Consider the following 14,021-nt stretch of genomic DNA (forward strand, 5'->3'; position numbering starts at 1 on the left):
TTATGTAGGAGATTGTTTATTTTGTCAGTATATCTTCCCTGGCTTTCAGCATTGGTCCGATATCTGACAAAATAAACCTGGCTTTCATCCCGCCGCTAAATCAAAGATTATAGCGGGGGCATTCCCGCTGAGCGAGGTAAAATTGCTAAAAGTTCGTAATTTTCAGTCGAGGACGCATGGACTTTCAGAAACCGGGTTTTTGGAGCCCGCGTGCGGGTTCGGGCGAAGTACACCCGCGAAAAAACCCGGTTTCTGACCACCGGTGCGATCGCCAACTAATGAGTGTAGGTATCGCTAAGTGGAACGACACCCAACCTACATTAATTTAAACTGCTGGTTGAGCTAGCAGCGAATCTAACTCTCCATCTGCATCAAGTTTGTTAATGTCATCGCAGCCGCCGACGTGGCGATCGTTAATAAAAATTTGGGGCACGCTGCGGCGTCCGTTAGCGCGTTGGGCCATTGCATTTCTAGCGGCTTCGTCGCCATCAATTTTGTATTCTGTGAAATTTACGCCTTTCCACCACAGCAAAGTTTTTGCCCGGATGCAGTAGGGACAGGTTTGCCAAGTATAGATTTCAACATTGGCTTTGATGCGATCGGGCTTGCGGCCCAAGATGGGATTGAGAAAATCAAGCATTTTCGTTACCGGGGTAAAAATTGAACGGTTGAGAGATTAACGTCATTTTAGCTAAACGCCGTCAGTCCCGCCTCCTACCCAAACATCGGCGCGGCATGGAATTGCCCGCCGCCACCTGTGGCGTTGTGATTCGCGTCACACATTGACTCGACTCGGATCACTTACATACACGCACCATAATCACATTGGAACCTCATTAATATCACTGATTTCTTGGGGAAAACAAGGAATGATTAATATATCGAACTCAACAGCACTGCCATGACTCCACTACAACTCCTCCCCGGCGCTATATCTGAAATCCTCGCTTCTGTAACCGACACAGGCGTTTTGACTCTGGCCGATCGCTACGGCTTGATGGCCGCCACCTTCGACGACTCTCTGAATGATGAAGATAGAGGCTGTGTCAACCGCTTGCTGCGGTCGGTGCTCAGAGGCCGAGTGAAAATGGTCAACGAACTTTCAGCAGCATTCTAATCGGAATTTGAAGTTTTGTTCTGAAGGCAAAGTCACTAAGTGGTAGATAAAGATAAAGATGGCGAAAGTGACTGGCAGTCGAGCGCCCGGCGGGAGTCGCAGAGACTTGAAACAGTGGCAATTTCAATTCAATTTAAAGTTTTATCCTCTAACTCAACAACGGTTTTTTCGATGGGCAGCCTGTTACGGGCTGCTTTTTGTTGGACGGCTAATCTGTAGTCATTAGTCATCAGTCATTAGTCATTAGTCATCAGTCATTAGTCATCAGTCATTAGTCATTAGTCAACAGTCAACAGTCAACAATAATTCCGGTGCAGCCGGAATTGATATTATTTCCCTAGGGAAGCGGCACGGTGTCCTCGATATCCCTAGGGAAACGGCACGGTGTCCTCTAATCGCGGATTTCCAGGTTGTACAGGCTGCAGAGGGCAATCAGTTTTTGTTGGAATCGATCGCGCACTGACTCTGGGGCAACAATCGCGCAATCTTCCCAGTAAGGAGAGATTTCGCGAAAAAACCAGAAGGTATTTGAGATATTCCGAATCACTCGCTTGATAGGCGGCTCCCCTTCTGGTTCGCTGACTTCCTCATCTTCCTGCTTGCGCCTGTAGTTAAAGGCAAGTCTGCCGGATAAATGAAATTCTACGGGAATCCGGGCTAAATCTGGCAGCCAAGGTTGATCGACCGAAATCACCGCAGCATCTTCAATGCGATCGAGCAGCAGCGTCCAGTTGTGTTCGAGTCCCGGTACGTCTTGATTACCCTCAGATTCTTCGCAGCGACACATTAAATACTGTCGCTTTTCAATAGGGACAATCCGAGCGTGTAAGACTGTGTAACTCCAAAGGCGATCGGCTGCATCTCGATAGGAAAGGCGAAATGGTTGCTGTCTGTGGATGAAGTTATCGATTTTTTGCCGCCAAGCGGGTAAAGGGTTGCTCAAAAACCGATCTATTTCGGCCCGGAAGGGGAGAGTTAGTTCGCTGCGCGAGCTCAACAATTCGGCAATTGCCAGCGCTTCATCAATTTTGCCCAAGTCGAGCAATTGCTGTCGGGCGATGTCTAGGGCTTGGATGCGGGTTTCCGGCCAGTCGTGGTTGGGGGCGATCGTCAGTTGGCGGCGGGCGATCGCTTCTATCAGTTTGGATATGTTCGGGCGATCGCCCCACGTCTTCCCGAATTCTTGGGCCAAGGCTTCCAACTCGGCTTTATCTCGTTCAGAAACCGATAGGGTGATCGATTGACCTTTGCGACTCATAAATATACGGACACTTTCTCATTGTACAGGCTTGATTATCTCTATTGTCGGTGTCAATATGAGGAATATCCACTTTCTACGGACACAGATTCAGCGTATGTCCGATTACCAGATTACCCTCAAATCCGTTTACTCCTGTCCCGCTGCGGAAATTCCCAAGAAAGTCAAATTACCGGAAGGTTGGACTCTTTCTTGGCATCAAGCCGAAACTTTAAAGGCAATTCGCAACCCCAATATTGATGTCATTATCAACTCAGCTATCACTAGCGATGGCAAAAGTTTAGCCGCTTTTTTAGAAACATTGCAGACAAATTGTTGTGCAGTGGCGCTATATCCGACGAATGAACTGGCGCGAGATCAGGAGACTCAAATTAAGCGCTATATCGAACAATTTCAGCCCGATCATCAACCCCGCATTGTGCGACTCAGCGGCTCGGAATTAGAAATCTATGCAGAAAATGAAAAACTGAGAAAATCAGCCGCGATCGCATCTCGTACAGGTCAATCAGAGATTTTATTAACTAACCCGGATATCTTGCACCATCTCCACCGAGGAGCGTATTTAAGCTCTGAAGATAGCCCCGATAAACTGTGGGGTCGCATCGACAAAGATTTTGACCTATTCATTTTTGATGAATTTCATGTTTTTGCGGCTCCTCAGATTGCCAGCGTCATCAACACCCTGTTATTAATTCGCAATACAAACCGCCGGAAAAAGTTTGTATTTTTGTCAGCAACTCCAGACGAGCAATTAATTAAGAGACTAGAAACATCAGGGTTTCGCTGTCAAAGTATCGATCCTTTAAAAGAAGGCAAATATCGGTTTCCCGATCGCCCTGCTGAAATCGAACAGTTGAAAACAGACTCATGGCGGCAGATATTAAGGGAAAGTACGCTGACTTTTATTTCCCTAGAACCAACTTCAAAAGCTTCTGAAAATTGGCTGAAAGACAGTGCAAATCTCATCCTGACTCACTTTAAACACAATCCCGGCAGTAAAGGAGCTATTATCCTGAATTCAATTGCTGCCGTCAAGCGGCTGACACCATTTTTTCGGGAATTGTTCGCGCCTCACGGTTTAGTTGTGGGCGAAAATACCGGGTTGTCGGGAAAAACGGAAAAAGAGCGATCGCTCTCATCAGACTTAGTTCTCGGTACCAGCACAATTGATGTTGGGGTAGACTTCAAAATCAATTTGCTGATTTTTGAATCAGCCGATGCGGGCAACTTCATCCAAAGATTGGGAAGGTTGGGGCGACACGATGGCTGCGATCGCAATGGAGAATTTATTCAGTTTAAAAATTTCACAGCCATAGCACTCATCCCTAATTTCTTAGTTGAACGCTTGTTTGCAGGCGATACTGCCACTTTAGAGTCTAGCGGAATTTATAACCGTCCTTTTTTCTATCAACAAATTCGCGAAAACTACCGCCAAATAAACAATTTTGAGGGATATTACTCCCGTTGGGGCGCGGTGCAGTCAGTTCAAATTTGCTGGGAATTAGGGCACAGGACAATTAAACAGCAGTACGCATCAAGTCAGAAAGCTTTTCAGGAAGCTGCTCAAAAAGTATTTAAAACTAGCTTGGGGAAAGTGGCAGGTAATATTAAACAGTGGGGTAAAGACTGGCAAGAGCGATCGGGAAATAAGACAGGAAATCCCATAGTTGAGGATGCTAGCAGTTTTCGAGGTTCTAGTCCCCTGCAATGTGGCATTTGCGATTTAACCGATTCCCAGGAGGCAGACAAATTTAAAACTTACGATTTACCAGGAATTTTGAGCAACTTGGAAATCGAACCGATGACGGAATTTGCATTTATGCGAATGTTGAACGAGACATCGGAACGCCTTGGGCAACCAATTGCTAAAGGTCGATTTAAACACTGTCTTGCTTTTTTGAAGTTGCGTAGTTATCGGGAGGAAAGACTGAATTGGAAATTTACTTATTGGGGAAAATTAGAGGAAAATGCTGATGCTTGGAAAGTTCAGGTTTTGACGGGGATTGAGGTTGTGCAACCTGAGAATTATTGGATCGGGGAAATCAACAAGCGTTTGAAAAAGCAAGCATTGGTTTGTTATGTGCTGCGCTATCCGGTGGCTGAAGTGCGATCGCGCCTGCGACTGCCGGTACACTTTCAAATTTATCCGATTTGCGATCGGTACAGTTTCCACGATACGACTGCACCTTATTCTATAGCTTTTGGCCAGTCGGCCCTGTTGGTAGATACGCTGGCCCACTGGCTCAAAAGCAAGGGGGATGAAATATGGATTGCGTAGAAGTTCAAGCCCTAATAGGGGGGGTTAAGTCAGGTAGAAAGATAGAGGAACGAACGCCATTAGGAGCGCAGCGAATTTTTTCAATCCCTAATAGGGTGTTAAGCTATCAATAAAAATTAATAAGCTTTTTCTACCTGTCCACACCATAGTACATAAATATAGCAAGGATGACAACTATGTTTAGATCGCTTACACTTAGACCATGGAAAGCTTCGCGGCTCTGTGAGCAACGATCGCGAGTAGGAACACAGATATGTAATCGCAGCCCTTCTTGTTCTCTAGACAGAACGGTTTTTAGCGTCACTTTATTTGGGTGGGGGTATAACGCCCCCCTTCTGCTGCTGTTAGCAGTCAGCAGCCGTGAGTCTTTCCAGTCTGTAAAACCTAAACAGGAGACATTAACAATGCCAAAGCCAAAACGCTCTGGTGAGGGAGGGCCTTTGCTATTTATTCCCTATTCCCGGAAACCTTTTTTGGAAAACAAAAAGAAAGTTCGAGGGAGAAATCGCCACCCCTTTGAGTTGCTGGAAAAAGTTCAGAACTTATTAGAAACTGCATTGGACAGAAATGAGTTTGAGTCAGAGGAGGTCAAAGCAGAAGTCTATGACTTTTTACTAATCCTCCGAGGCTCTAAAAAGGTATCTCAAAGGCGCTAGATAGTAGCACTTTGCGAATTTTCAATAGTTAGGCTCTACAGGATTAGTGTAACTACATCAGAGCCTGTAGAGCTTTTTTGTCAAAAAAAAGATAAGTGAGTTCTTTCATAGACTCCCTAGAGGCATAAAATGGCTAAAAAACGTCAAAAACCAGACGAAGAGTACCAACAACTCTCATTAAATTTTGATATCCCAGTTAATTTGAACTCTGAACAATTAGATGATCCAGATGATGACTGGTTGCAAGATGAAGAATTAGGGGCAAACTTTCAAACCTCCGATCGCACAATCGAACCTCAAACTCGCGACTTACTAACTCTCAAACTCTTGCGAGAAGCCATTCAGAGCCAAAATCCAGGCGATCGCGTCATGGCAGACTTCGCAGAATATGTCTTGCCAAATCTGCTGAGAGTTGCCATTGGCGTCACAGCCAAAGGCGGCAAATTTTTTGACGAACTCGATAAAAAGCAAGGAAAAGAGAATGTTCGACGGCATAATGCAGCGGATCAGTCCCTAAATACTCACCTGCTAAATGGATTATTTCCCGCTAACTTAATTGAACAGCGGTTAGAAAAACTCGATACCACCGTGCGGCGATCGGTGGGAGAATCAGAACGGCGGTTAGTAATTGCTGGCTTTATTCTCCACGACTTTGAAAAATTTCCCGATGTCCCCAACGATTGTCGCAAGTTACCGCTAGAACAGCACCGTCAAATTATTGATGAAAAAGTTCGACAGTTAGGAATAGATAGCTTCATCAATCCCGACGATCCAGATGCTTATCGAGAATACATTGACGATTTGCTCTGCCTTGCTTACAACGCTCAGCGGCGTTGGGATACTAACTGGAATTTTTCCGAATTTGGGTTAAATCCAGTGTTGCGCGATCGCACACTCCGCAGTCTCTCAGACTTGACCTGTTTAGCAGATTCCCTAGCATCTATTATCAAACATCCCCAAGATGCAGAAAATACCAGACTAAACGAGTTAATCCACAGCCTCAGCGACGGGCAATTAAAATTTACTTATCACAGCATCGCTGAAAACAGAGGCGTACTTACTAACGTCGTCAATAACGCTTTAATGGAAGTGCATACGGCGCTGAATACCGACGACCGCACCTACTACGAACCACTGCTTTACTTACCAACAGGTGTAATTTACCTAGCACGATCGGATGCTCCTGCTATTTCAATTGTAGACTTGCCTGAACGAGTAGTTAGCAAGATTAAACAACTCTGCGCCGGACAATTGCAACGGCGACAAACTGGATTTGGCAGAGATGGTAAAGGCATGAAATATGCCGAGTATTATAACCTATTTTTTGATACGTCAGAGTTGATGCTAGTTGCTGTTGATGCTACTTTACGCATTCTCAAAATAGGAAAAAACTCTGTCGCCAAAAGTCGCAGCGATAATCTGATAAAATTTCAGCGTCAGGATGTTTTATCTGCTGATTATAAATTCAATTTTGAGGACGATATTCGGATCGACCAGATTGCTGAACTAGGTGACTTAGTGAGTCGCAAGATTTGGGGAGAACAGGTTAATACTATCGAAGCTGCACGCAAGAAAGACAAAAAACTACCCGCACTACCTCATCTAGATATTGTCGATGAAATTGCTAAGTTTTGGAACCTGTCCGACTATCTGCCGGCCCTGAGAGAAATTCAACGGATTAATGAACGCCTCAAAGAACTTAAACTAAAAGGCAATACAGGCGGCGTTCCTTACGAATGGTACTATTTAGCAGCAAAGTACCTAGAACATCACCCAGGCATTGAGGATGTGCGGGAGGTTTGCGAACAGGCGATCGCCCACATTTCCCAAATGATTAAACCCATTCTTTCACAGTACAAATTGCCCGACGGTTGGGACGATTTGCGACTGTGGGTAACGCGGGTTGTCATGTTACCCGGAAATACACCATTGGACACAGCATCCGGTGAGATATTTTTAGATGAATTGGAACGCTATCAACTCGCTAAGAAACAGGGTAGAGGAAGACAGTTAATCTGTTCGATTTCCCATTCAGCTTACACGGTAACAGAACAAATGGAATCAGCCGTTTTGTTCACCCCTCAAGTTTACACAAACAAACAAATGCTGGGAGGTTCTAACGCCAAACGCAATATTTCTAGTATTGCAGGTTTGGAAATGATGCTGAGGCAAATTTTAATGAATCAAACTCAAGCTGTGGGCAAAAAATTTGAAGATGGCAAATATCGCTATCTCTATTTTTATCCCACATATTACTTCACCCCAGAAACAAATAAGTTTCTGCAAAAAGCCTACACTAGCATTTTCCAAACTCGCTTTGATACCAGCATACGCAATCATTTTATCAGCAAGGATTTACAAGCCGATTTTGGGCGCGAACGCTACCAAAGCATCGATAGTTTCCTAATCGATGAAAACATCGAACCAGGAAAAGACCGCACCTTCAAACTTTCCTATCCCGAAGACCAACCCCTAACATTTTACTTCATGGCGCTTCCGCCCGGCCGAGATGCAACTGATACCGAATCTTGGGTAATGCCAACTTGGTTAGCTTTTGCCTTCCCGATGATTCTGGATGTCAAAACCGTAGTTTCTGAGTCGCCAATTCCACCATTTAACGACGGTGCAGAATTTGAAGAAAGCGTATTTCTTGACAGTGTACCCCAAGCTTTTAGGGTGTTGACGAAGCGCGATCGCTTTCGCCTCGACTACATCCTAGAAGGTTGGGAAGAAAACGGCAAATCTTATCCAGCACCTTTGAATGTTTTAACTGCTGCTTATGCGATTCACCTTGATGTTAATGCAAAACAAGGGAAGTCCGGTTATGACTCCAACTGGGGAAAATTAACTGAACTGGCCACTGATTTTGAAACCAGCCCGCTTTATGTGTTTAGCTACCTAAATAAGTGGGTTCGGAAACAGAAAAATGAAACGGCGTCAATTCAAAAAATCAAGCTTTATGCTTATCATTTTTACCCTTGTTTTGACTCCTATGCCCAATATAATCATGAAGAGGAACGATTGACTGTGACAACCGCATCAAGCTTAAACCACCCCCAAAAATTGACGGATTTATATCGCAGATTTTACCGTGCAAATAAGCGATACAATCCCAAGGCAAATGCTATCCTGAAACCGATTGATATTGCCTCGAAAACTATCCTTGAAGCCGATCGGAGTTTTCAATGTGAATCTTTAGTATTGGCTGTTGCTGCTGAAGTTTCAAAGCTCATGGATCGCGTTCACTCTTCTACTGCTGAAGGACGCTGGATTTTCAGCAATCGAGAGAAAGAACGAGAGGCAGTTTTAGAGTTTGCTCGCTACTTTGTTGAGGAGGTATTTGAGAAATCATTTGCGGGCGATCGGGCTCGTTTAGCAGGTCGCCAAATCAATCTAATCCGAGATACCTGCGAATTCCTTTACCGTTTAGAGAATGACAAAGACAATCGTGATAGAGATGACAAATCTCCTGACGATTTACAAGAAGAAGCTGACAATTAAAGCTGAATTTTTTGTTTGACAGGCTACACGACAACTACAAAACTAACATTTTTACATAGGACACAAATCATGCCTTTCTTGAAAACAGTTGACTCTAAATTTTTCCACGCTAACATCCCCTACAAACCAATGGGTAAATATGTACACTTCCTGACTGTGCGGGTGACGGAATCTTATCCCCTATTTCAGACCGACGGAGAACTGAATAAAGCGCGAGTTCGCGCAGGAATTAAAGACCAAAATCCGATTAGCCGCCTGACCATGTTTAAGCGCAAGCAATCTACACCAGAACGTTTGGTCGGTCGCGAGTTGCTGCGTAACTACGGTTTTATGACCGCTGAAGATTGCGAATATAATGTTAAGTTTGCCATGAATAATCCTGATTGTATTATCTACGGATTTGCGATCGGTGACTCTGGTTCAGAAAAATCAAAAGTTGTAGTTGACACAGCATTTTCAATTACCGCTTTTGATGAATCTCACGAAAATTTTACCCTCAATGCTCCCTTTGAGAATGGCACAATGGCATCTAAGGGTGAAGCAGGTTCCAAACCAGGCGAAGTTACCAGTCGCATCAATCAGCAAGACCACATCAAACCCCAGATTTTCTTTCCTAGCATTGTCACCCTGAAAGACCCCACAGAAGCTAGTTTTTTGTATGTTTTCAACAACATTCTCAGAACGCGGCACTATGGCGCTCAAACCACCCGCACAGGTAGAGTCAGAAATGAGTTAATTGGTGTGATATTTGCCGACGGCGAAATTACCAGTAACCTCCGCTGGACGCAAGCAATTTACGACAAATTGCAGCTTGACGATCGACTTAATTCCAACAACCCTCTCAATGAAGATGATGTGATTATGGCTGCTAGCGCAACTATCCAAACATTAATGTCTGAGGAATTTATCGTGCATGAAGACTTGATTGGGGATAAGTTTACGCCATTAGTGACAGAGGTGAAAGCGATTATTGGCAATGAAGATGAACTCAAAAAAATGTTGAAAAAAGCTGATGATGAGGCTAAAGCTTACGCGAAGAAGCATATCAAGGGTAAAGCAGGAGCTACAGCAGCAGCGGAGTAAAAATAATGACTTTGATTTACCGCTGTCAAATTGAGTTGCACGATAGCCTTTATTTTGCAACTCGCGAGATAGGGAGACTTTACGAAACTGAGTCGGTAATTCACAATTACGCGCTTTGTTACGCCCTCGGTTTGGTGGATAGCGAAATCTATTCCACCACCGTTTCTGAAGAAGATTCCTATCGCTATTTCTGTCCCGAACAAGTTCCTAAATACGAGCAGCATTTAACCGCGCTCAACCAACAGGGAATTTATGTTACTCCGGGGCGATCTATTTCTCACTCCTCTACTCTCAACACTTGGAAATATGCCAACAACAACTATCACGTTGAAATGGAGAAAACTCAGAAAAATATCCCGAGTTTTGGCAGAACAAAAGAAATTGCGCCGGAAAGCAAATTTGAGTTTTTCATAATCTCAGATAAGTCTCTCAAACTGGCAAAGTGGATACGTTTGGGAAAGTGGATGAGCAAAGCAGCCGTCGAAATTGTAGAACAGAAAGAAGTGAAGCGATCGCCCTCAGAAACAGACTTCATCTTTCCCTATCTTCTCAACCCTTTAGATGTGATGTTTTCCCATCAAGTGATTAGCTACGATGTGGTTAATATGCCCCCAGTTAGCCTCATCCAAAATGTCAAAATGCTAGGACGATATTACGAGTTTGACAAACTCAAAATTCCGGCGTGTATGGAATACCGCTTTCGGGCCGATTAATAGGAGGCAGAGCCTCTAGAAATGCGTTCCCAGTTTCTACCTGGGAACGATAAAAATTAAACCAATTTTAAGCATTAACCATTAACCAATTATGCCACACAGCCTAGTCCTCAACATCCTTCCCCTGGCCCCAATTCCCCCCGGATACCTCACGGGAAGACACCTACACGCCCTCTTTCTCACCCTCGTGAGCTCCGTTGACAAAAAACTCGGCGATTACCTCCACGAAGCCACCGCCCAAAAATCCTTCACCCTCAGCCCTTTGCAAACTAAAAAATGCCCTTTCAAAAAACACCATTTCCTGCAATGGGAACACACAGAACCGATTCCAGCACACTCTCTCTGTTGGTGGCGGATTACTCTCCTTGATGACACTTTCTTTGGCAAGTTAACGAATCTTTGGCTGAATCTCAATCCCTCGAAGCCGTGGCACCTTGGCCCGGCGGATTTGCTGATTGCGAATATCCTCGGTACTGCTCAATTAGATCAACCTTGGGCTAATGCTTGTACTTACTCTCAACTTTACGAACAAGCTTCGGAAACTAACCGCTTAATTGCTTTCAGTTTTGCGACTCCTACTACTTTTAGGCAAGGGAAATTCGATTCGGTGATTCCTACTAGAGATTGCGTTTTTAATAGTCTCCTCAGTCGGTGGAATAAGTACAGCCCGATCGCAATTCCCGATCTTTCCTTTGATGCACTTTTTTCGACATTTGTCAATATCCGAAGTGAAAAGTTGACTAACTATGAAAGCAATTTTGTCGGCATAGTTGGGGAGGTTAGTTATCGGATTTTGGGAGATGTGGAGCCTTTAGTGATTAAGCAAGTTAATGCTTTGGCTGATTTTGCTGTTTACTGCGGGGTGGGGAGGAAAACTCCGATGGGGATGGGAATGACTAGGCGAATAGTTGTTAAAAAATAACCGAATGCAGCAATGCAATTTAACTCGTTTTAACTGGTTCCTAGGCTCTGCCTGGGAACGATATCCAGAGGCTCTGCCTCGCTGGCTCACGGAGGAAAATTGGAGGCAGAGCCTCCGGATCTGTGTTACCAGGCTCAGCCTGGTAACGAGGAATAACTGGTTCCTAGGCTCTGCCTGGGAACCGATATCCAGAGGCTCTGGCTCGCTGGCTCACGGAGGAAAATTGGAGGCAGAGCCTCCGGATCTGTGTTACCAGGCTCAGCCTGGTAACGAGTAACAAACCATCAAAGTTATGAATGATTTTGATTACATTTCTATTGCGTCGCTTAACCAGTATTCCTATTGCGCTCACCGCTGCTGGCGGATGTTTTGTGCGGGGGAATTTACGGATAATCAGTATACCATTGATGGGACGAGTTTGCACGAGCGCGTTCACAGGATGGGCGAGATTAACCAGGATGAAACTTGGCAGGTGCGGGCGATTTGGCTGAAATCCGAGCGCTATAAACTGATTGGTAAATCGGATTTGATTGAGTCGGCTGAGGGTGAGATTTATCCGGTGGAATATAAGCGAGGACAAAAGGGGGAATGGGATAATGATGAGTTGCAAGTTTGCGCTCAAGCGCTTTGTTTGGAGGAGATGACGGGGAAAAATATTGCTACTGGATATGTGTATTACGCGCGATCGCATCAGCGCCAATTAGTGGAGATTTCTGAGGTGTTGAGACAAGAGACGATCGCCACTATCAACGCTATCCAAATTTTACTGCAAACTGGCAAAATGCCTCCGGCTTATTATAGCAAACGCTGTCAAGGTTGCAGCCTTTATCAGCAATGTTTGCCGCAAGCTGCAGAGAAAGTCCTGCGGTATCAAGAAGCAAGTTAACCTGCAAATAGGAGAATTGACAATGGGAACAGTTTATATTACTCAAGAAGATGCTTTTATCGGCAAAGTAGACGAACGTCTGACGGTTAAAGCTGACAAAAAAAATTTGTTGGACGTGCCATTAATCAAAATTGATGGGGTTGTTGCTTTGGGACGCGCCACTGTTTCGCCGGCTGTGGTTGTCGAACTTTTGGAACGTCACATTCCTTTGAGTTTTTTGACGGTAAACGGACGTTATTTGGGGAGGTTGGAACCGGAAATGACGAAAAATATTTTTGTGCGAAAAGCTCAGTGGCAAGCGGCTGGGGAATCGGAAAAATCGGTACATTTAGTGAGAGGGTTTGTACGGGGAAAGCTCAAGAATTACCGCAATACTTTGTTAGAATGTCAGCGCAAATATTCTCCCCAGGATTTGGAAAAACCGATCGCACAATTGAAACAAGTCATCGTCTCTATTGAGAAAACTTCGAGTATTAATTCTCTGCGAGGATTGGAGGGGGCGGGTAGTGCGACTTATTTTGGCTGCTTCAATCGGCTGATTCGGGTGCCGGAATTTAGCTTTGAAGTTCGGCGCCGCCGTCCGCCTACTGACGCGGTAAATTCTCTATTAAGTTTGGGATATTCTCTGCTGCGGCACGATGTTCAAAGTGCGGTGAATATTGTGGGGTTCGATCCGTATTTGGGATATTTGCATTTTGAGCGCTATGGCCGTCCTTCCTTAGCACTGGATTTGATGGAAGAATTTCGACCTTTGGTAGTTGATGCTGTAGTGTTGACGGCGATAAATTTGCAGAAAGTTTCCCCTAATGATTTTACGGCAGAACCGTTGAGCGGGGCGGTTTCTTTGACAAAAGAAGGGCTGCACAATTTTTTGCGACTTTACGAGCAAAAGAAACAGTCAAAGTTCAAGCATCCAGTGATGGGAAAGTTGTGTACTTATCAAGAAGCGTTTGAAATTCAAGGGCGGCTGATGGCTAAGTATTTGATGGGTGATGTTGATAAGTATCCACCTTTGATTTTGAAATAGGGAGGGCGATCGAGTTATGTTTGTTTTGGTTTGCTATGATATTTCTGAGGACAAGCGCCGCACTAAGATTCACAAAATTCTCAAGTCTTATGGGGAATGGAAGCAGTATTCGGTGTTTCATTGCGACGTGACGGATACCCAGTATGCTCGGATGCGCCAACGTCTGAGTAGGGTGATTAAGTCGGATGAGGATAGTATTCTGTTTCACTTTTTGTGTGCTTGCTGTCAGGGGAAGATAGAGCGGATTGGTGGCCGGGCACCGCTGGATACTACGATCTTTATGGTTTGATTTTGCGTCTGGCTATAGGTGTTGAAGGGAGGGGGTGAATTTTAATGGCTGAAAGCTTTACTAGGACTGGGTTTGCAGTGGTTTGTACCTCATGGGGGTCAGACGCAAATGCTGTAAGGCTTACTGGGAAAGAGTTTGAGGTCTATTTGGATTTTGCTCCCTTGACAGGGCGATCGCTCAAATGGTATATTGATTGCATTCAGACGCAACTGAACCTTGAAAACCTTATATTTCAAGCCTCCCAGACCCCGGCGGCCGGAAAAAACCTAAAACCCTATCAGGGATTGAAAC

General features: G+C 44.7%; 14 protein-coding genes. 12 read left to right on the forward strand and 2 right to left on the reverse strand.

Going from position 1 to position 14,021, the window contains the following annotated elements:
* Positions 1-176: 176 nt before the first annotated feature.
* Entirely contained in the window at positions 177-329 is a 153-nt protein-coding gene (locus ACUVJL_RS25630) for a hypothetical protein (RefSeq protein ID WP_445248415.1), read from the forward strand.
* Here ACUVJL_RS25630 and grxC read toward each other — a convergent pair.
* Positions 326-640: a glutaredoxin 3 gene (gene grxC, locus ACUVJL_RS25635; protein ID WP_445248416.1), complete on the reverse strand. Its 315-nt coding sequence runs from the start codon at positions 638-640 to the stop codon at positions 326-328. The two genes, ACUVJL_RS25630 and grxC, sit on opposite strands and share 4 nt — an antisense overlap.
* A 261-nt stretch (positions 641-901) precedes the next feature.
* On the opposite strand from grxC, the gene ACUVJL_RS25640 reads away from it, so the two are divergent.
* Positions 902-1,117 carry a hypothetical protein gene (locus ACUVJL_RS25640; protein WP_445248417.1) on the forward strand — a complete coding sequence of 72 codons (216 nt, stop codon included), beginning with the start codon at positions 902-904 and terminating at the stop codon, positions 1,115-1,117.
* Positions 1,118-1,508: 391 nt separating this feature from the next.
* Here the strand turns inward: ACUVJL_RS25640 and ACUVJL_RS25645 are convergent, their stop codons facing one another.
* Positions 1,509-2,375, reverse strand: coding sequence for a WYL domain-containing protein (locus tag ACUVJL_RS25645; protein ID WP_445248418.1), 867 nt, complete (start codon positions 2,373-2,375; stop codon positions 1,509-1,511).
* Between the two features lie 97 nt (positions 2,376-2,472).
* On the opposite strand from ACUVJL_RS25645, the gene cas3 reads away from it, so the two are divergent.
* The 10 genes from cas3 to ACUVJL_RS25695 all read left to right on the forward strand — a co-directional run.
* Positions 2,473-4,653 (forward strand): type I-D CRISPR-associated helicase Cas3', encoded by a 2,181-nt coding sequence (cas3, locus tag ACUVJL_RS25650; protein ID WP_445248419.1) that lies wholly within the window; start codon positions 2,473-2,475, stop codon positions 4,651-4,653.
* A 404-nt stretch (positions 4,654-5,057) separates the two neighbouring features.
* Positions 5,058-5,309, forward strand: a complete 252-nt coding sequence (locus ACUVJL_RS25655) for a hypothetical protein (RefSeq protein WP_445248420.1) — start codon at positions 5,058-5,060, stop codon at positions 5,307-5,309.
* Between the two features lie 129 nt (positions 5,310-5,438).
* The gene (gene cas10d, locus ACUVJL_RS25660; protein WP_445248421.1) at positions 5,439-8,810 is read left to right on the forward strand and encodes a type I-D CRISPR-associated protein Cas10d/Csc3; all 3,372 of its coding nucleotides are present in this window, start codon (positions 5,439-5,441) and stop codon (positions 8,808-8,810) included.
* Positions 8,811-8,879: 69 nt separating this feature from the next.
* Positions 8,880-9,893: a type I-D CRISPR-associated protein Cas7/Csc2 gene (gene cas7d / locus ACUVJL_RS25665; RefSeq protein ID WP_445248422.1), complete on the forward strand. Its 1,014-nt coding sequence runs from the start codon at positions 8,880-8,882 to the stop codon at positions 9,891-9,893.
* A 5-nt stretch (positions 9,894-9,898) separates the two neighbouring features.
* Complete coding sequence (cas5d, locus tag ACUVJL_RS25670; protein WP_445248423.1) at positions 9,899-10,606, forward strand: type I-D CRISPR-associated protein Cas5/Csc1; 708 nt, start codon at positions 9,899-9,901, stop codon at positions 10,604-10,606.
* A 91-nt stretch (positions 10,607-10,697) separates the two neighbouring features.
* Complete coding sequence (gene cas6 / locus ACUVJL_RS25675) at positions 10,698-11,528, forward strand: CRISPR-associated endoribonuclease Cas6 (RefSeq protein ID WP_445248424.1); 831 nt, start codon at positions 10,698-10,700, stop codon at positions 11,526-11,528.
* Positions 11,529-11,820: 292 nt separating this feature from the next.
* Positions 11,821-12,414, forward strand: coding sequence for a CRISPR-associated protein Cas4 (gene cas4 / locus ACUVJL_RS25680; protein WP_445248425.1), 594 nt, complete (start codon positions 11,821-11,823; stop codon positions 12,412-12,414).
* Positions 12,415-12,436: 22 nt separating this feature from the next.
* On the forward strand, positions 12,437-13,441 hold the full coding sequence (gene cas1d, locus ACUVJL_RS25685; RefSeq protein WP_445248426.1) for a type I-D CRISPR-associated endonuclease Cas1d: 1,005 nt from the start codon (positions 12,437-12,439) through the stop codon (positions 13,439-13,441).
* Positions 13,442-13,457: 16 nt separating this feature from the next.
* Complete coding sequence (gene cas2 / locus ACUVJL_RS25690) at positions 13,458-13,730, forward strand: CRISPR-associated endonuclease Cas2 (RefSeq protein ID WP_445248427.1); 273 nt, start codon at positions 13,458-13,460, stop codon at positions 13,728-13,730.
* A gap of 44 nt (positions 13,731-13,774) precedes the next feature.
* Positions 13,775-14,021 (forward strand): hypothetical protein (locus ACUVJL_RS25695; RefSeq protein WP_445248428.1); only part of this gene is annotated, 247 nt, incomplete at its 3' end.

It is taken from the genome of Microcoleus sp. OTE_8_concoct_300 (genome assembly GCF_031383065.1).
In the GTDB taxonomy this organism is placed as follows: Bacteria; Cyanobacteriota; Cyanobacteriia; order Cyanobacteriales; family Microcoleaceae; genus Microcoleus.